The following is a 17,015-nucleotide window of genomic DNA, read 5'->3' on the forward strand; positions in this document are numbered from 1 at the left end:
AATGCGCCAGCTCCCGGGTCCGCCTGCCGCATCAGGCCGGTGTCACGCCGCGCAGCCGTTCCGACCGGCGGCGCAGCAGTTCCAGCACGCTGAGGAGAATGATCGACAGCAGCACCATGATCGAGGCGACCGCCAGAATGGTGGGCGAAATCTGTTCGCGCAGGCCGGTGAACATCTGCCAGGGCAGCGTCTTCTGACCGGCAGAACCGAGGAACAGCACCACCACCACTTCGTCAAAGGAGGTGATGAAGGCAAAGAGCGCGCCCGAAACCACACCCGGCAGGATGAGGGGCATCTGCACCTTGAAGAAGGTGCGGATCGGCCCTGCCCCCATGCTGGCGGAGGCGCGCACAAGGCTCTGGTCAAAGCCGACCAGCGTCGCCGTCACCGTGATGATGACGAAGGGCGTGCCGAGCGCCGCATGGGCCAGAACCACGCCCCAATAGGTGCCCTGAAGGCCGATGCGGGAGTAGAAGAAATACATGCCCGCCGCCGAGATGATCAGCGGCACGATCATCGGCGAGATCAGGATCGCCATGATGGTAGAGCGGAAGGGCACGTGGTTCTGCGACAGGCCGATGGCCGCCAGCGTCCCGAGCACGGTTGCAATCAGCGTCGCCGCCGGTGCGATGATGAAGGAGTTCCTCAGCGCCTGCTGCCAGTCCGGATTGGTGAAGAAATCCATGTAATGCTTGGTGGAATACCCATCCGGATCCAGCGCCAGCATGGCGGGCGTGAAGGTGAAGAAGTTCTCCGCGTTGAACGAGAGCGGAATGATGGTGATGATCGGGAAGATCAGGAAGAAGAAGATCAGCGCGCAGATCGTGCGGAACGTGTAGTGCCACGCGATCTGGCCTGCCGATGCGTAAGGAGGAAGGGATGACATGGTTTCTCTCCTTACCCGAGCTTCACATTGTCGATGCCGACGATCTTGTCATAGACATAGAACAGCACCATCACGGCCAGCAGCAGCAGGGCACCGAGCGCAGCAGCCAGACCCCAGTTGAGTGACGTTGAGATGTGATAGGCGATGCGGTTGGAAATGAAGATGCCCGAAGTGCCGCCCACCAGCTCCGGCGTGATGTAGTAGCCGATGGCCAGAATGAAGACGAGCACCGCCCCTGCCCCGATACCGGGCACGGACTGGGGGAAATAGACCCGCCAGAAGGCCGTCCAGTCATTGGCGCCCAGCGAGCGTGCCGCCCGCATGTAGGACGGAGAGATGGTCTTCATCACCGAATAGAGCGGCAGGATCATGAAGGGCAGCAGGATATGCGTCATGGCGATGATCGTGCCGGTGGCATTGTTCATCATCACGAGGCGTCCGTCATTGCCGATCAATCCCACCCAGACCAGAAGATCGTTGATGACGCCCTGCTGCTGCAGCAGAACCTTCCAGGCGGAGGTGCGCACCAGAAGGCTGGTCCAGAACGGCAGAAGCACCAGGATCATCAGCAGGTTCGACGTGCGCAGCGGCAGCTGCGCCAGCAGGAAGGCCACCGGGTACCCCAGAAGGACGCAGGTCAGCGTGATGGCGATGCTCATCATCAGCGTGCGGCCGAAGAGCATGATGTAGATGCGCTCATTCTCCGGCAGCCGCTCGTAGCCGTCCGGCCCCTTCCTGGCATCGACCGCCGCCAGGAAATAACCCGGCGTGTAGGATCCCGAATAGCGCTTCAGCGTGGTCCAGATATCGAGCCGGCCCCAGTCCTTTTCAGCAGCAATCATCTGACCCTTGATGTCAGATCCCTCCAGCTGCTCAACAAGACGGCCTGACCTTCGCATCAGGCTCGACATGCCCGAGGTTTCGTAATTGAGCCGGGTGCCGAGGCGGGTATGCGTCTTGGCCGCCACGGCCTCCTTCAGGTCTTCAGCGAGAGCGGCAAAGACCGGCTCGCCGGGCAATTCGCCCGAAGCCGGTTGCCAGTCCTCCAGTGCCACGACTGTGCGCGGCAGCGTGTTGGGCACGATGCTGTTGTCGACCGAGCGCAGCAGCATGTCGAAAATGGGTGCTGCGAAAGTCAGCAGGATGAAGAAAAGCAGCGGCGCGATCAGGATGAAGGCGCGCATTTTCTCGCGGCGCAGCGCCCTGGCAAGGCTCGCCTTCAGCGGGCGGCCATCCTGGGTCAGCACGGGGCCTGACGGAGCAGCCTCGCCCGTCCGTGATCCGCTTGGTCCCGCTCCGCCTGTCAAGGCTGCGGCTGGCGCATCGGCAATGGTCATGGGTTCCGGAAATCCAGCTTGAGTATCTGTTCGGGCCATAGATCCGGGGCAGAAGCACGCCCTGCTGTTCCCCGGTCCCGGTCCCGGTCTTGGCCTTGGCTTTGGCTTTGGCCTCAGCCCTTGCCGGCCTGCCGGACGGCGGCCTCAGCCGCACGGCAGACCAAGGGCGTGAAAGGTGCCGGATAGCTGCGTCTGGCGCAGCCATCCGGCACATCAAAGGGCTTGGAGCCGGGCTTACTTGGTCAGCCAGACCTGGAATGCGGCTTCCACCTCATCCTGATTGTCGGCCCACCACTCAATGTTGTTGACCAGATAGTTCTTCTGGTTTTCCGGGTTGGTCGGCATGTGCGGCGCCATCTCGATGCCGAGGTCGGCATGCTTGCCGACGAGCGGCTGAGACGAGGCGCGGGCCGGGCCGTAGGAGATGTACTTCGCCTGATCCGCCAGACGCTGGGTGTCGGTGGCGAACTTGATGTATTCCTTGATGAGCGGCAGCTTGTCTTCCGGCACATCAGCGGGGATGATCCAGCCGTCGAAGTCAAAGACCTGCCAGTCCCACAGCATGGCAACCGGCTGCTTCTGCTCCTCGATCACCGAGAACAGGCGGCCGTTGTAGGTGGAGCCGATCACCGCTTCGCCGTCGGCGAGGCGCTGCGGCGTCTCGGCACCGGCCGACCACCAGATCACGTCCTTCTTGATGGTATCGAGCTTGGCCAGTGCCTTCTGCAGCCCTTCGGGCGTGGACAGGACCGTGTAGAGGTCGTCCTTGGCCACGCCATCACAGAGCAGCGCCCATTCGAGGTTCTTCTTCGGGCGCTTTTCCAGGCTGCGCTTGCCCGGGAAGTTTTCCGTGTCGAAGATGTCGCACAGGCTCGTGGGCACCTTGCCGTTCCAGGCGGCCACATCCGTGCGGTAGCCGAAGGTGGTGGAGAACACGATCTGCGGAATGAAGCACTTGTTGATCAGCGACGGGCCGAAGTCCGCAGTAGCGGAGGTCCCATCTGGAGCGGCGGCCAGCCATTCGTCAAAGTCGATCTCCATGGCCAGGCCTTCGTCGCACAGGCGCTGGCTGTCCGGGCCTTCCACGTCGACCACGTCCCAGGTCACGTTGCCGGCCTCGCTCATGGCGCGCAGCTTGGCGACTGCCTCGTTGGACGATTCATCATTGATGATCTTCACGTCCGGACGCAGTTCCATGAAGGGCTTGTGATAGGCGTTGTTCTGCGACGTCGAATAGGCGCCGCCCCAGGACACGATCGTCAGATCCGCGGCGCTTGCGGCGCCAGCCGACAGAACAATGGCCGAAGCCATAAGTGTGCTTGCCAGTCTCATTAGTGCTGCTCCCCTTTTTTGAGCATTGGGCCGGTTGCCGGCCAATCAGGTGCAGGCTGTTCCGCCTGCCCGTATATTACGCAACGGCATCGAGTGCCTTGCAATCCTTCTTCGCCCAGCCGATCGGCACGGTGCTGCCGGCTTCAAGCTGGCGCCGGTCGGCGCGGTTGCGCACCTTGACGATGAATTCGCTGTTGCCGCAAACCGTCATGCGCACGCGGATATGGTCGCCGAGATAGATCAGCTCCTCGATCCGGCCCTGCAGCATGTTGTCCATGGGCTTTTCCGGCGCCAGTTCGATGCGTTCCGGGCGCAGCGACACGGTGGTGAAATCGCCTGTGCCGCCCACATTCACCTTGTCTGCCAGAAGCCGGGTGCCGTCAGGCAGCATCACCTCGCAGGAGCCATTGTCCACCGAGGCCACGGTGCCGTTCAGCTTGTTGTTCTCGCCGATGAACTGCGCCACGAAGGAATTCTGCGGCTCCTCGTAGAGCAGGTCCGGCGTCGACAGCTGCTGGATGATGCCGTCATTGAACACGGCCACCCGGTCCGACATGGTCAGAGCTTCGGTCTGGTCATGGGTCACATAGACCACGGTGACGCCGAGATTTTCGTGGATGTGCTTGATTTCATACTGCATCTGCTCACGCAGCTGCTTGTCGAGCGCGCCCAGCGGCTCATCCATCAGCACCAGTTCCGGATCAAAGACCAGGGCGCGGGCCACGGCCACACGCTGCTGCTGGCCGCCGGACAGCTGGGCCGGGCGGCGGGAGCCGAGCTTGCCCAGTTCCACCATCTCCAGCGCCCGCTTGACCTTGGCCTCCTGCTCCGCCTTGGCCATGCCGCGCACCTGCAGCGGAAAGGCCAGGTTTTCAGCCACGGTCATATGCGGAAAGAGGGCATAGTTCTGAAACACCATGCCGATGCCGCGCTTGTGCGGCGGCACCTTGTTGATCGGCTTGTTGTTCAGAAAGATTTCGCCGTGCGTTGCGGGTTCGAACCCGGCCAGCATCATGAGGCATGTTGTCTTTCCGGACCCGGAAGGCCCGAGCATCGTGAGAAATTCCCCGGGAGGAATATCCAGATTGAGATTTTTGACGACGAGACTTTCACCGTCATAGCTTTTCTGGACATTCTCGTAACGGACTGACGCCCCTCGATTTTTCGCCATCTGTTCCCCAATTGCGATGCGGGCGGCTTTTTATTTTATGCCGCTCACGCATTTATTGCCGGGACCATGCCCCGGCGAACCCCGTCGCGATGACCTCTTGAACCGTCATCTCGAACGCTAGGAAAGCAAAAAATCGAACATAACAAAAGGGGGCATTTGGAATTTTTTGAACGTTTTTTATTCAGGACCGAAGTCAATATTTGCGCACATCCAATTATGCAGGAAAATTTTTCCCAGAACTCGCCGTTGCAGCCCGAACCATTCCGGCGCCGCTTGTAATCTGGAGGATTTCCGCCCAAAACCGCTGCCTGACGAAAAGGCAGGCGCAGGCATCCCTCGCAACCTGCACAGGGAAGCATCAGGAACGGGCAATCACGTGCAAGCCTCAAAGCGCCATGGACCCGCCTGAATGCGACACTTCATCCGGCACCTCATCCGGCACCTTCATCCACCTTCCGGCCGGCCACTGCCTGGTTTTTCTGTCCCTGCCGTACCGCGCCAATGCTTTGCGCAGCTTGCCCGGCCCTTACAGCGCGGCTTAAATGCCGCCCGTGAGTGAAAGCTCTAAGAGGATTCGGGTTCCGGTCATGCAGCACGAACATGGCACTTCCGCGCTCCGGCAGGCGGTCATCGGCACGGCCCGGGCGCTGGTCACGCGCGGCCTGACGCGCGGCACCTCGGGAAACGTGAGTGCCCGCTGCGAGGACGGCTTTCTCATCACCCCCTCCGGGCGGCCCTATGAGAGCCTGACGCTGGATGACATCGTCTTCATGGACATGGAAGGCGGCTATCATGGCAGCGTCCTGCCCTCTTCCGAATGGCGGATGCATCTCGACATCTACACCGCCCACCCGGATGCTGGCGCCGTGGTGCATTGCCACTCGCCGCGGGCAACGGCGCTCGCCTGCCTGCGCCGCCCCATTCCGCCGTTTCATTACATGATCGCGATTGCGGGCGGTGATCACATTGCCTGCTCGGCCTATGCCACATTCGGCACCCGCGCCCTGTCAGAAGCCATGCTTCAGGCGCTCGGGCCCCGCCGCGCCTGCCTTCTCGCCAATCACGGCCAGATCGCCTATGGCCGTGATCTGCCGAAGGCGCTGGCCTTGGCGGAAGGCGTGGAGGAACTGGCCGACCAGTATCTCTCGGCCCTCTCCGGCGGCGAGCCTGTGCTGCTGTCTGCCGGGGAGATCGAACGGAACATCCGGAAGTTCAAAAACTATGGCAAGCAGCCGGGGGACCTTGACCCGGATGCGGGCGATGCCTTTGAAATGCCGCTGCAACGCGCCTGAGGCGTCCTTGCAGTGCAAAAATGACGGACGGGAGCACTCATGCGGCTTGGAATTGACTGGGGCGGCACCAAGATGGAAATCATCGCGCTGGATGACAGCGGGATGGAGCTTTACCGCGAGCGGATGCCGACACCGCGCGACGACTATGCCGCCTGCATCGAGGCCGTGGCCCTGCTGGTGGCCCATGCCGAAAAGGCAACCGGGTTGACCGGCACGCTGGGACTCGGGATTCCCGGCTCCATCTCGCCGGGCACCGGCCTCGTCAAGAACGCCAATTCCACCTGGATGAACGGCATGCCGCTGGACAAGGATCTGGAGGCCCGCCTCGGCCGGCCGGTCCGCATCCAGAATGACGCCAATTGCCTTGCGGTCTCCGAGGCGACAGACGGTGCAGGCGCGGGCGCGCATTTCGTGCATGCCATCATCATCGGCACCGGCTGCGGTTCAGGGATCGCCATTGATGGCAAGGCCCATCGCGGCGCCAATGGCATCGGCGGCGAATGGGGCGCCATCCCCGTGCCGTGGATGAAGGAAGAGGAATATCCCGGCCCCGAATGCTGGACCGGCCACCGCGGCACGATCGACCGCTGGTGCTCGGGCACGGGCCTTGCCCTCGACTACCGCACGGCAACGGGCCGGGACCTGAAGGGCCACGAAATCATCGCCGCCAAACGGGCCGGGGAAGCCGAAGCCATCGCGTCCTACGAGCGCTATGTCAGCCGCCTCGCCCGCGCCATGGCCATGTCCGCCAATCTCATGGACCCGGATGTCTTCGTGCTCGGCGGCGGCATGTCCAACGTGGACGAGCTTTACACCGACCTGCCCCCCGCCATGGCACCCTATATCTTCTCCGACACTTACGGCGTGCCGATCCGCAAGGCCGTCCACGGCGACAGCTCCGGCGTGCGCGGCGCGGCCTGGCTGTGGAATGATTGAAGGCTGAGAACCTCCCCTGCCCGCTGTCCCGGCTGAAGTGAGACCGAAGTCCGGGACGGCGGCGTGTGGGCCTCAGGTGGAGATAGCCTGAGGCCGCGCACTGTCACGCCACGGGCACAAACCGCGCCAGACATACTGTCCCGTCACCACCGAAGATCAGCGGTGCATCTTCTTCATCTGCAATGACGAGACAATCGCGCGGCTGAAGCGTCTCTCCGCCGCTCTTGGCCAAGGCAACGGTGACGCGGCCCGATACGCAGACCAGCGCGATGGTTCCCCCTGCGCCGGAACCAGGGCATTCGAGGCCGTTGCCCTCCTCAAGCGTCAACCGCTCCATGGAGTGACGAAACACTCCGCGGCGGGTCATGATGTTGAAATCCAGCACCGGGCCATCGATGAGCCGGCCTGTGACGGGAACGCCGCCGTTGAAGCTGGTGAAGGCACCGGGGATATCAAGAACGGCCTCGCCGCCTGCGCCGGAATCGAGGCCGATGCCTGCCCCGTCCACCAGCGCCAGCGTCCGGTCGATGCCGGTGAAGGCCGAGAACGGGCCGTCGCTGGCAACCTCGGCCATGGACAGCCGCCAGCCGAAGTCTTCAAGCCCTGCCACTTGCGGGAAGACGGCGAGTTCATGCGTGATGCCGCCGCCGTTCTTCCAGGGCATGGCCCGCGCCATGCCCCAGCGGATGAGATGCACTGCCATCAGAACATCGCCTTCGGCAGGAAGGTGGCGATCTGCGGCAGGAACCAGATCAGCGCCATGGCGAGGATCTGCAGCAGGATGAAAGGCACGACGCCCTGATAGATCATGCCCGTGGTGACTTCCTTGGGCGCTGCCCCGCGCAGATAGAACAGGGAGAAGCCGAAGGGCGGTGTCAGGAACGAGCTTTGCAGGTTGATGGCAATCAGCACCGCCAGCCACACCGGATCGTGCCCCATGAGGATCAGCGGCGGGATCAGCAGCGGCAGCAGGATGACGGCGATTTCCACGAAATCGAGGAAGAAGCCGAGCACGAAAATGAAGGCCATGGCAAAGATCAGCGCGCCCGTGGGCCCGCCCGGCATGGCCGCCAGAATGTTGGCCACCCGGTGCTCGCCGCCAAGGCCGACGAAGACCAGCGAGAAGAAGGACGCCATCAGGATGGTGGCGAAGATCATCGAGGTGACCACCATGGTCTGGGTCAGCGCCGGGATCAGCGTGCGGGCGCCAAAGGACTGGCGCAGCGACACGGCAACGGCAGCAAGGCCGGTCAGGGCGAGCAGCGCATAGGCACCCGCCACCGTATATTCCAGCGCCCCGGCGTCCGAGCGCTGCAGCCGCACCGGATAATATCCAGCTGCCAGCACCAGCACGAAGAGCGCGATGGCACCGCCCAGGATCAGCCGCTTCGGGCCGCCCTGCTTGTAACCGGCGAGCAGAATGGCGCCGATAGCCCCGACAGACGCGGCCTCGTTGGGCGAGGCAACGCCGAAGAGCACGGCGCCCAGCACCGCGACGATGAGGATGACGGCCGGCAGGATCGCGCCCATCACCTCGCCGCGTGTGGCCTTGCGGTCCAGATCCTTCATGGCTGGCGCATCTGCGGGCACCAGCCAGGCGCGCAGCAGCACATAGCCCACATAAAGCGCCACCAGCAGCAGCCCCGGCAGCAGAGCGGCGGCAAAGGTCTGTCCGACGGAAATGGTCTCGATGGAGAACTTACCCTGCTTGTATTGCGCCTGCTGGAAGGCGGAGGACATGACATCGGCGAGAATGATCAGGAGCGTCGAGGGCGGGATGATCTGGCCGAGCGTGCCGGAAGCGCAGATGAGACCGGCCGACAGGCGCGGATTGTAGCCGTTGCGCAGCATGGCCGGCAGGGCAATCATGCCCATGGCCACCACCGTTGCGCCGACGATGCCGGTGGAGGCGGCCAGCAGCGCGCCGACCAGCACAACGGAGACGCCCAGCCCGCCGCGCATGGAGCCGAACAGGCGGCCCATGGTTTCCAGCAGGTCTTCGGCAATGCGGCTTTTTTCGAGGATCACGCCCATCAGCACGAAGAGCGGAATGGCCGTCAGCACCGGATTGGTGAGCACCGCAAAGAAGCGCTGGCCGAGCGCGCCCATCAGCGACAGGTTGAAGTCACCCAGCGCAAAGCCGAGCAGCGCAAAGCCCGTCGCCACACCGGCAATGGTGAAGGCAACCGGATAGCCGAGCAGGATGAAGCCGATCAGTGCGGCGAACATCAGGATGTCAAGCGGGATCATGCGGCGCTCCGCAGCTTGAGGCAGTCACGCAGGAAGGCGGCAAGGCCCTGCAGGAGAAGCAGGACGCAGAACACCGGAATGAGGCTCTTCAACAGGAAGGAGGCGGGGATGCCGCCGACGGAAATCGGCCCTTCCAGAATAGCCCAAGAGCGCTGCACGCTGGGCCAGGAGTAGACGAGCAGCATGACGAGCGAGGCGCCCAGCAGCGCCACATGGCCGAAGAGGTCAATCACCGCCTGCCCGCGCGCCGTCATGCGGGCGTAGTAGATGTCCACCCGCACATGGCCGTTGACCATCAGCGTGTAGCCTGCCCCCAGCATGAAGACGCTGGCATGCAGATAAAGCACGCCCTCGTTGAGGAAGATCGAGCTGTAGCCGAACACGTAGCGCAGCAGCACGATGACGAACTGCAGCAGCACCATCGCCAGCGCGAACCAGATCGTCACCGCGCCCACTGCCCTGCTGACCCAATCCAGAGCCCTGGCAAGCCGTTCCATTCCCTCTTGTCCCCTGCTGCTGCGGGCGTTTGCCGCCCTGATCATATTTGCTTTCGCTTCACCTTCGGCCGTCATCCCCGCGCAGGCAGGTATCCGATCCCCCCGGTGTTTGGGCAATGTCCGCACCGGATGCAAGGAGGAGGAAGGACTATCGCTTCACCGCAGCACCCCTCTCCCCCCTTGAGGGGGAGATGTCTGCGCAGCAGACAGAGGGGGGTAGCAGCTCTCCGGCAGAGCACCATCTCTCTCACAAGCGGACAGTCCGTTACCCCCCTCTGCCCCCTGCCGGGGGCATCTCCCCCTCAAGGCAGGGCTATCGCATATGGCGGAAATCTCTTCCGTCTGCGCAAGGATCGAACGCTCAGTCCTTGCGAAGGGTAATTTTGGAATCAGGAAATGCGTTGCGGCGACAGATCCGAATCCAAAAATTCCATATGCGATTCCCCTGCCCCTCAAGGGGGGAGAGGAACGGGAGCCTGACTGACTGTCCGGTATAAACATCGTCCGGAGCCTGCGGCACTCTCCCCGGCACCGCGAGCACCCCGGATACTGGATCACAGTCTTGCCGCCATGCGGCAAACCAGGATGACACCAGAGGCAAACCCCGGCGCGGCTTTTACCCCGCGCCGGGGGGGATGGCTCAGCCGTAGTTGTAGTCGAGGCCGCGGGCGTTCATCTGGCCGGCGTCCGCATAGGGCATGTATTCGACCATCAGCTTGCGGTACTCAAGGAAGCTTTCGGTGATCTTGCGCACCAGCTCGTCATTGCTTTCGCGCAGTTCCTTGACCACCTCGCCCATGGCATTGCCCATGGCGATGACGATCTCGTCCGGCAGCTTGCGCACGGTGACGCCATGGTTGGCGGTCAGCTCGCGCAGGGCCAGGGCATGCTTGGTGTTGTACTCGGTCAGCACCGGGTTGTAGAGGCTTTCGGCCGCATAGGCGACCGCCTGCTTCAGGTCATCCGGCAGGGCTTCCCAGGCCTTCATGTTAACCGCGCATTCTTCCGCCGAACCCGGCTCGCCGACGCCCGGCGCGTAGTAGTTCTTGGCCACCTGCTGCAGGCCGAGGGCGCTGTCGGACCAGGGGCCGATGAACTCGCCCGCATCCAGCGCGCCGGACTGCAGCGCCTGGAACATGGCCGGGCCCGACATGGCTTCCACCGCCATGCCCAGCTTGGCGCAGACTTCCGAATTGAGGCCGGTGGTGCGGTACTTCAGGCCCTTGAGGTCATCGACGGAGCTGATCTCATTGCGGAACCAGCCGAACCACTGCGGGCCGGAGTTGCCGCACAGGAACGGCTTCAGGCCAAAGCGGCCATACATTTCGTCATAGAGCGCCTGACCGCCGCCCTGCATCAGCCAGCCGATCTGCTCGATGGCGGTGAGGCCCAGTGGTTGGGAGCCGAACAGCAGGATGCCCTTGGACTTGGAGCCCCAATAGGCCGGAACGGCGTGGTAGATCTCCGCCGTGCCTTCGGCCACGGCATCGAACACGCCGGGACCGGGGACGATTTCGCCGGCGGCGAAAAGCTCCACTTCCAGCCGCCCGCCCGACAGGGCGGTGATGCGGTCTGCCAGCATCTGGGCGGCAACGCCCGGGCCCGGCAGGTTCTTCGGCCACGCAGTGACCATGCGCCACTTGGTGATGCCCTGGGCAATGGCCGGGGTGGCAAGGGCTGCGCCCGTTGCCGTTGCCGCCGCACCGATGCCCGCTGCCTTGAGGAAGTCACGTCTTTGCATGTCAGTTCTCCATCCTGCTGGTTCCACTCATGAAATGCCTGCTTCTGATTTTTTTCAATCTTTCAGGATCGCAGGCAGGTTAAGTCCGTTCTCGCGGGCGCAATCGAGGGCGATCTCGTAGCCTGCATCCGCGTGGCGCATGACGCCGGTGGCCGGGTCGTTCCACAGCACATTGGCGATCCGCCGGTCTGCCGCTTCCGTGCCATCGCAGCAGATCACCATGCCGGAATGCTGCGAGAAGCCCATGCCGACGCCGCCGCCGTGATGCAGCGACACCCAGGTGGCGCCTGACGCAGTGTTGAGCAAAGCGTTCAGAAGCGGCCAGTCGGACACGGCGTCCGAACCGTCCTTCATCGCTTCGGTCTCGCGGTTGGGCGAGGCAACGGAGCCTGAATCGAGGTGATCGCGCCCGATGACGATGGGCGCCTTCAGCTCACCGTTGCGCACCATTTCATTGAAGGCAAGGCCGAGCTTGTGGCGCAGGCCAAGCCCCACCCAGCAGATGCGGGCCGGCAGGCCCTGGAAGGCAATGCGCTCACGCGCCATGTCCAGCCAGTTGTGCAGGTGGGCATCATCCGGGATCAGCTCCTTCACCTTCTGGTCGGTCTTGTAGATGTCCTCCGGGTCGCCCGACAGCGCACACCAGCGGAACGGCCCGACGCCGCGGCAGAACAGCGGGCGGATATAGGCGGGCACGAAGCCGGGGAAGGCAAAGGCATTCTCCAGCCCCTCGTCCTTGGCCACCTGACGGATGTTGTTGCCATAGTCGAGGGTCGGCACACCGGCGTTCCAGAAGTCGACCATCGCCTCCACATGCACCCGCATGGATGCACGGGCCGCCTTCTCGACGGCCTTGGGATCGCTCTCCTGCTTCGCCCGCCATTCGGCAACGCTCCAGCGGGAGGGCAGATAGCCATGCACCGGATCATGGGCCGAGGTCTGGTCGGTGACGATATCCGGTCGCGGGCCGCCAGCTTTCATGCGGGCGACGAGCTCCGGGAACACATCTGCCGCATTGCCGATCAGCGCCACGGACTTGGCCTCGCCCGCCTTGGTCCAGCCATCGATCATCGCCAGCGCCTCGTCCAGCGAATGGGTCTTTTCGTCCACGTAGCGGGTGCGGATGCGGAAGTCGGCGCGGGTCTCGTCGCATTCCACCGCAAGGCAGCAGGCACCGGCCATGACGGCGGCCAGCGGCTGCGCGCCGCCCATGCCGCCGAGGCCGCCGGTCAGGATCCACTTGCCCTTGAGATTGCCGCCATAGTGCTGGCGCCCGGCCTCCACGAAGGTTTCGTAGGTGCCTTGCACGATGCCCTGCGTGCCGATGTAGATCCACGACCCGGCGGTCATCTGGCCGTACATGGCCAGGCCCTTCTTGTCGAGTTCGTTGAAATGGTCCCAGGTGGCCCAGTGCGGCACGAGATTGGAATTGGCAATCAGCACGCGCGGCGCATCCGCATGGGTGCGGAACACACCCACCGGCTTGCCGGATTGGACCAGCAGCGTCTCGTTGTCTTCCAGCGTCTTCAGCGCCGCGACGATGCGGTCAAAATCATCCCAGGTGCGCGCCGCCCGGCCAATGCCGCCATAGACCACCAGCGCATGCGGGTTCTCGGCCACATCTGGATGCAGGTTGTTCATCAGCATGCGCAAGGGCGCTTCCGTCAGCCAGCTCTTGGCATTGAGCTTTGTGCCGGTGGGCGGGAAAATATCACGCTGGTTATGGCGGGGATTGGTCATGTTTCCTCTCCGGATCATGTTAATTCATTGGATTTGCAGCAAACAGGAAGGGCGGCGGCCTCAGCCGCGCCAGCTGCCTGATGCGATGGTTTCGAGAATGGTCTTCAGGATGGGGCGCAGCCGCCCTGCCCGCGCCTCGTCATAGGCGTAAGGCGCAAGCTCGCTGGCCAGATGCGTTGACTGCGCCAGCTCCATCTGGATGGCGTGGAAGCCTTCGTCCGGGCGGCCATAGTGGCGCGTCGTCCAGCCGCCCTTGAAGCGGCCGTTGACGACGCTGCGGTAGCCTTCTGCTTCCCGGCAGATATTGGCTACGGCATCCGCCATAGCAGGCGCGCAGGATGTGCCTTCCACCGTGCCGATGTTGAAGTCCGGCAGCGTGCCTTCAAACAGGAACGGGATGTTGGAGCGGATCGAGTGGCAGTCATAGAGCACGGCAAAGCCATGAAGGGCGTGCACCCGGCGCAACTCGGCCTCCAGCGCCGCATGATAGGGCGCGTGGAAGGCCAACCGCCGGCGCTCGATTTCGCCTGCATCAGGGGCTTCCAGCCAGATGTTTTCGCCATCGAAATCGGTCAGGGACACAAGGCCGGTGGTGTTCTGCCCCGGATAGAGGCTTGCGCCATCCGGCGGGCGGTTGGCGTCGATGACATAGCGGTGGAAGGTGGCGGCAACGGTGGTCGCGCCCGGCAGCAGCCCGGCATAGAGCCTGTCCACGTGCCAGTCCGTATCGCTCAGCACCAGCCCGCGCGCATTCAGCTTCGCCCGGATCTCCGCCGGAACGTAAGTGCCCGAATGCGGCAGCCCCAGAACCACCGGGCTGTCCCCACGCTCCACCGTCACGGGCGATGCCGGAACGGCCTGATTATCCTGCGTCATCTGCGTTCAACCCTTCCCTGTGACCGTTCGTTCCGTCCATCTGTTCTTGTCCGGGTGCGCTGGCGCCGCCCCCTGCTGTCATCCCCGCGAAGGCGGGGATCCAGTAAGCCTTGTCTTCGCCATCACTAGCGCCGGGGCTACTGGATCCCGGCTCAAGGCCGGGATGACACCGGAGGAGCTACATTCGCCACCACCCGCAGCAGTCCCCCCTACGGCCGGAAGTCACCGATTCCCGCCGCAGCAACGAATGCCCCTTCCCGCACCAGAGCCGCAGCCGCTTCGATATCGGGCGCGAGGTAGCGGTCTTCCTTCAGCGCAGGCGCATGGCCGCGCAGCATGGCTATGACGGCCTGAAGCCGTGCCGAGGTCTTCAGCGGGGCGCGGAATTCGATGCCCTGCGCCGCACACAGCGCCTCGACGCCGAGGATGACCGAGAGATTGCCGTTCATCCGCAGCAGCCGCCTTGCGCCATGCGCCGCCATGGACACATGGTCTTCCTGATTGGCAGAGGTCGGCGTGGAATCCGTGGAGCACGGGGTCGCCAGATGCTTGTTCTCGCTCATGAGTGCCGCCGTTGTCACTTCGGCGATCATGTAACCGGAATTAAGTCCCGGCTCCGGCGTCAGGAACGGCGGCAGGTCGTGGCTGAGCGTCGGGTCCACCATCAGCGCCACGCGCCGCTGGGCAATCGCGCCGATTTCGGCCACGGCCAGCGCGATCTGGTCGGCCGCGAAGGCAACCGGCTCGGCATGGAAGTTTCCGCCCGAGATAATGCGGCCCTCGCCCAGCACCAGCGGATTGTCGGTCACCGCATTGGCTTCGATTTCCAGCGTCCCGGCGGCAAAGCGCAGGAGATCCACAGACGCGCCCAGCACCTGCGGCTGGCAGCGGATGCAGTAAGGGTCCTGCACGCGGGTATCCCCTTCCCGGTGGCTTTCGCGGATGGCAGAACCCTCCATCAGCGCCCGCATGCGCTCGGCCACCTCGATCTGGCCGCGATGGCCGCGCAGGGTGTGGATTTCCGGCTGCAGCGGCGCGGTGGAGCCCATGATGGCGTCGGTGGACAGAGCCGAGATGACCATGGACGAGGCGGCATTGGCCCAGGCCCCGAACAGGCCGATGAGCGCCAGCGCGGTGGAAAACTGCGTGCCGTTGATGAGCGCCAGGCCTTCCTTCGGCCCAAGAACCACGGGCGTCAGCCCTGCCCGCTTCAGCGCCTCGCCGCCCGGCAGGCGTTCGCCCTCGTAGATGGCCTCCCCGGCGCCGATCATCGCCGCCGTCATGTGGGCGAGCGGCGCAAGATCACCGGAGGCACCGACTGACCCCTGCGACGGCACGACGGGCGTCACGCCCTTGTCCAGCATATCCTCGATGAGGGCAATCACCTCCCAGCGCACGCCCGAAGCGCCCCGCCCGAGGCTGAGCAGCTTCAGCGCCATCATCAGCCGTGTGGCGGCCCGGTCCAGCGGCTCGCCCACGCCGCAGCAATGGGACAGGATGAGATTGCGCTGCAGCGTTGCCGTATCCTTGGCCGCGATCTTCACCGAGGCGAGCTTGCCGAAGCCGGTGTTGACGCCATAGACGCCCACATCGCCTGCGGCGGCGGCTGCAATGAAGGCACTGGCCGCTTCCACGGCGGGACGGGCCGAGGGGGCAAGACGGGCGGGCAACTCCTCCCGCCAGAGCTGTTCCAGCTGCTCCAGCGTGGTCTTGCCGGGCGTGAGCACGAGGGTCATTCCGAGCCTCCAAAGATACGGGCATGAAGGGGGTTGAAACCGAAGCGATAGGCGAGTTCCGCCGGGCTATCGGCATTCCAGATGGCAAGATCGGCTCGAAGACCCGGGGCGATGCGCCCGCAGTCCGAAAGCCCCAGCGCCCGCGCCGCGTTGACCGTGACACCGCGCAGCGCTTCTTCCACGGTGAGGCGGAAGAAGGTGCAACCCATGTTCATGGTCAGCAGCAGAGAGGTCAGCGGCGACGTGCCGGGGTTGCAGTCGGTTGCCAGCACCATCGGCACCCCATGGGCGCGGAAGGCGGCGACCGGCGGCACCTGCGTTTCGCGGATGGCATAGAAGGCACCGGGCAGCAGCACTGCCACCGTGCCGGAACGGGCAAGCGCCGCCGCGTCGTCATCGGTCGCATATTCCACGTGATCGGCGGAAAGCGCGCCATAGTCCGCTGCCAGCTTCGTGCCGCCGAGATGCGACAACTGCTCTGCATGCAGCTTCACCGGCAAGCCGAGACGGCGGGCCTCATCAAAGACCTTGCGCATGGAGGCAACCGAAAAGGCGATGCCCTCGCAGAAGCCATCGACCGCATCCACCAGCCCCTCCGCCGCAGCACGGCGCAGGCCCGGAAGGCAGACCTCATCGAGATAAGCCTCCTCGCGGCCCTTGTACTCAGGCGGCAAGGCATGGGCGCCAAGATAGGTGGTGCGCACCCGCACCTTGCGTTGGCTCGCAAGGCTTCGCGCTGCGCGCAACATCTTCAGCTCGGTTTCGATGTCGAGGCCATAGCCGGACTTGATCTCCACCACAGCCACGCCTTCAGCCAGCAGCGCATCAAGGCGCGGCAGGGCTGAGGCCACAAGCTCCGCCTCGCTGGCAGCACGGGTTGCGGAGACAGACGAGACGATGCCGCCGCCGGCGCGGGCGACTTCCTCATAGCTCGCCCCCTCCAGCCGCATCTCGAATTCCCGCGCCCGGTGGCCGCCGTGGACGAGATGGGTGTGGCAATCGATCAAGGCCGGGGTCACCAGACGCCCCTCAAGATCCTCTCGCGTACGACCGGAGAAAGCTGCCGGAAGATCTGCTTCCGGCCCCACCCATTCGATACGGCCATCACGGATCGCAACAGCGCCGTGCTCGACAAGGCCATAGCCGCCGGTCTCCGGCAGGGTGACAAGCCTTGCGTTGGAAAGAAGGGCCGGACCGTGAAGTTCCATCTTGGTTTCCCCT

General features: G+C 64.1%; 14 protein-coding genes. 2 read left to right on the plus strand and 12 right to left on the minus strand.

Features of this window, described 5'->3' with window-relative positions:
- Positions 1–31: 31 nt before the first annotated feature.
- From AC0CMF_RS04545 to AC0CMF_RS04560, 4 genes are all read right to left on the minus strand, one after another.
- Positions 32–886 (minus strand): ABC transporter permease, encoded by an 855-nt coding sequence (locus AC0CMF_RS04545; protein WP_050471653.1) that lies wholly within the window; start codon positions 884–886, stop codon positions 32–34.
- An 11-nt stretch (positions 887–897) separates the two neighbouring features.
- Complete coding sequence (locus AC0CMF_RS04550) at positions 898–2,223, minus strand: ABC transporter permease (RefSeq protein ID WP_208977398.1); 1,326 nt, start codon at positions 2,221–2,223, stop codon at positions 898–900.
- 234 nt (positions 2,224–2,457) lie between these two features.
- On the minus strand, positions 2,458–3,555 hold the full coding sequence (locus tag AC0CMF_RS04555) for an extracellular solute-binding protein (protein ID WP_050471655.1): 1,098 nt from the start codon (positions 3,553–3,555) through the stop codon (positions 2,458–2,460).
- 76 nt (positions 3,556–3,631) lie between these two features.
- Entirely contained in the window at positions 3,632–4,726 is a 1,095-nt protein-coding gene (locus tag AC0CMF_RS04560; protein WP_374628322.1) for an ABC transporter ATP-binding protein, read from the minus strand.
- Between the two features lie 587 nt (positions 4,727–5,313).
- Here AC0CMF_RS04560 and AC0CMF_RS04565 point away from each other — a divergent pair.
- Together AC0CMF_RS04565 and AC0CMF_RS04570 are read left to right on the plus strand one after the other, a co-directional pair.
- Positions 5,314–6,018 carry a class II aldolase/adducin family protein gene (locus tag AC0CMF_RS04565; RefSeq protein WP_123194196.1) on the plus strand — a complete coding sequence of 235 codons (705 nt, stop codon included), beginning with the start codon at positions 5,314–5,316 and terminating at the stop codon, positions 6,016–6,018.
- Positions 6,019–6,057: 39 nt separating this feature from the next.
- Positions 6,058–6,954: an ROK family protein gene (locus AC0CMF_RS04570; RefSeq protein WP_122519987.1), complete on the plus strand. Its 897-nt coding sequence runs from the start codon at positions 6,058–6,060 to the stop codon at positions 6,952–6,954.
- A 103-nt stretch (positions 6,955–7,057) separates the two neighbouring features.
- On the opposite strand, the gene AC0CMF_RS04575 is transcribed toward AC0CMF_RS04570, so the two are convergent.
- The 8 genes from AC0CMF_RS04575 to hutI form a co-directional block, all read right to left on the minus strand.
- Positions 7,058–7,657, minus strand: coding sequence for a HutD/Ves family protein (locus tag AC0CMF_RS04575; RefSeq protein ID WP_374628323.1), 600 nt, complete (start codon positions 7,655–7,657; stop codon positions 7,058–7,060).
- The gene (locus AC0CMF_RS04580; RefSeq protein WP_374628325.1) at positions 7,657–9,204 is read right to left on the minus strand and encodes a TRAP transporter large permease; all 1,548 of its coding nucleotides are present in this window, start codon (positions 9,202–9,204) and stop codon (positions 7,657–7,659) included. Before AC0CMF_RS04580 ends, AC0CMF_RS04575 begins: the two co-directional genes overlap by 1 nt.
- Positions 9,201–9,701: a TRAP transporter small permease subunit gene (locus AC0CMF_RS04585; RefSeq protein WP_019966381.1), complete on the minus strand. Its 501-nt coding sequence runs from the start codon at positions 9,699–9,701 to the stop codon at positions 9,201–9,203. Before AC0CMF_RS04585 ends, AC0CMF_RS04580 begins: the two co-directional genes overlap by 4 nt.
- A gap of 640 nt (positions 9,702–10,341) precedes the next feature.
- Entirely contained in the window at positions 10,342–11,442 is a 1,101-nt protein-coding gene (locus AC0CMF_RS04590) for a TRAP transporter substrate-binding protein (protein WP_050471661.1), read from the minus strand.
- Between the two features lie 54 nt (positions 11,443–11,496).
- On the minus strand, positions 11,497–13,182 hold the full coding sequence (gene hutU / locus AC0CMF_RS04595; RefSeq protein ID WP_472481068.1) for a urocanate hydratase: 1,686 nt from the start codon (positions 13,180–13,182) through the stop codon (positions 11,497–11,499).
- 60 nt (positions 13,183–13,242) lie between these two features.
- On the minus strand, positions 13,243–14,058 hold the full coding sequence (gene hutG, locus AC0CMF_RS04600; RefSeq protein WP_472481070.1) for an N-formylglutamate deformylase: 816 nt from the start codon (positions 14,056–14,058) through the stop codon (positions 13,243–13,245).
- A 209-nt stretch (positions 14,059–14,267) separates the two neighbouring features.
- On the minus strand, positions 14,268–15,794 hold the full coding sequence (gene hutH, locus AC0CMF_RS04605; RefSeq protein ID WP_472481072.1) for a histidine ammonia-lyase: 1,527 nt from the start codon (positions 15,792–15,794) through the stop codon (positions 14,268–14,270).
- Complete coding sequence (gene hutI, locus AC0CMF_RS04610) at positions 15,791–17,002, minus strand: imidazolonepropionase (protein WP_472481074.1); 1,212 nt, start codon at positions 17,000–17,002, stop codon at positions 15,791–15,793. The genes hutH and hutI overlap by 4 nt, the downstream gene beginning before the upstream one ends.
- Between the last annotated feature and the right edge of the window lie 13 nt (positions 17,003–17,015).

The sequence above is a fragment of the Pannonibacter sp. CBAS1226 genome, from assembly GCF_055685825.1.

Excerpts from the sequence above, each read along its gene's own strand:
- hutH (WP_472481072.1), bottom strand. The coding sequence starts at position 15,794 with ATGACCCTCGTGCTCACGCCCGGCAAGACCACGCTGGAGCAGCTGGAA.
- AC0CMF_RS04550 (WP_208977398.1), bottom strand. The coding sequence starts at position 2,223 with ATGACCATTGCCGATGCGCCAGCCGCAGCCTTGACAGGCGGAGCGGGA.
- AC0CMF_RS04560 (WP_374628322.1), bottom strand. The coding sequence starts at position 4,726 with ATGGCGAAAAATCGAGGGGCGTCAGTCCGTTACGAGAATGTCCAGAAA.
- AC0CMF_RS04555 (WP_050471655.1), bottom strand. The coding sequence starts at position 3,555 with ATGAGACTGGCAAGCACACTTATGGCTTCGGCCATTGTTCTGTCGGCT.
- AC0CMF_RS04570 (WP_122519987.1), top strand. The coding sequence starts at position 6,058 with ATGCGGCTTGGAATTGACTGGGGCGGCACCAAGATGGAAATCATCGCG.
- AC0CMF_RS04580 (WP_374628325.1), bottom strand. The coding sequence starts at position 9,204 with ATGATCCCGCTTGACATCCTGATGTTCGCCGCACTGATCGGCTTCATC.
- hutU (WP_472481068.1), bottom strand. The coding sequence starts at position 13,182 with ATGACCAATCCCCGCCATAACCAGCGTGATATTTTCCCGCCCACCGGC.
- AC0CMF_RS04585 (WP_019966381.1), bottom strand. The coding sequence starts at position 9,701 with ATGGAACGGCTTGCCAGGGCTCTGGATTGGGTCAGCAGGGCAGTGGGC.
- AC0CMF_RS04565 (WP_123194196.1), top strand. The coding sequence starts at position 5,314 with ATGCAGCACGAACATGGCACTTCCGCGCTCCGGCAGGCGGTCATCGGC.
- AC0CMF_RS04545 (WP_050471653.1), bottom strand. The coding sequence starts at position 886 with ATGTCATCCCTTCCTCCTTACGCATCGGCAGGCCAGATCGCGTGGCAC.
- AC0CMF_RS04575 (WP_374628323.1), bottom strand. The coding sequence starts at position 7,657 with ATGGCAGTGCATCTCATCCGCTGGGGCATGGCGCGGGCCATGCCCTGG.
- hutG (WP_472481070.1), bottom strand. The coding sequence starts at position 14,058 with ATGACGCAGGATAATCAGGCCGTTCCGGCATCGCCCGTGACGGTGGAG.
- hutI (WP_472481074.1), bottom strand. The coding sequence starts at position 17,002 with ATGGAACTTCACGGTCCGGCCCTTCTTTCCAACGCAAGGCTTGTCACC.
- AC0CMF_RS04590 (WP_050471661.1), bottom strand. The coding sequence starts at position 11,442 with ATGCAAAGACGTGACTTCCTCAAGGCAGCGGGCATCGGTGCGGCGGCA.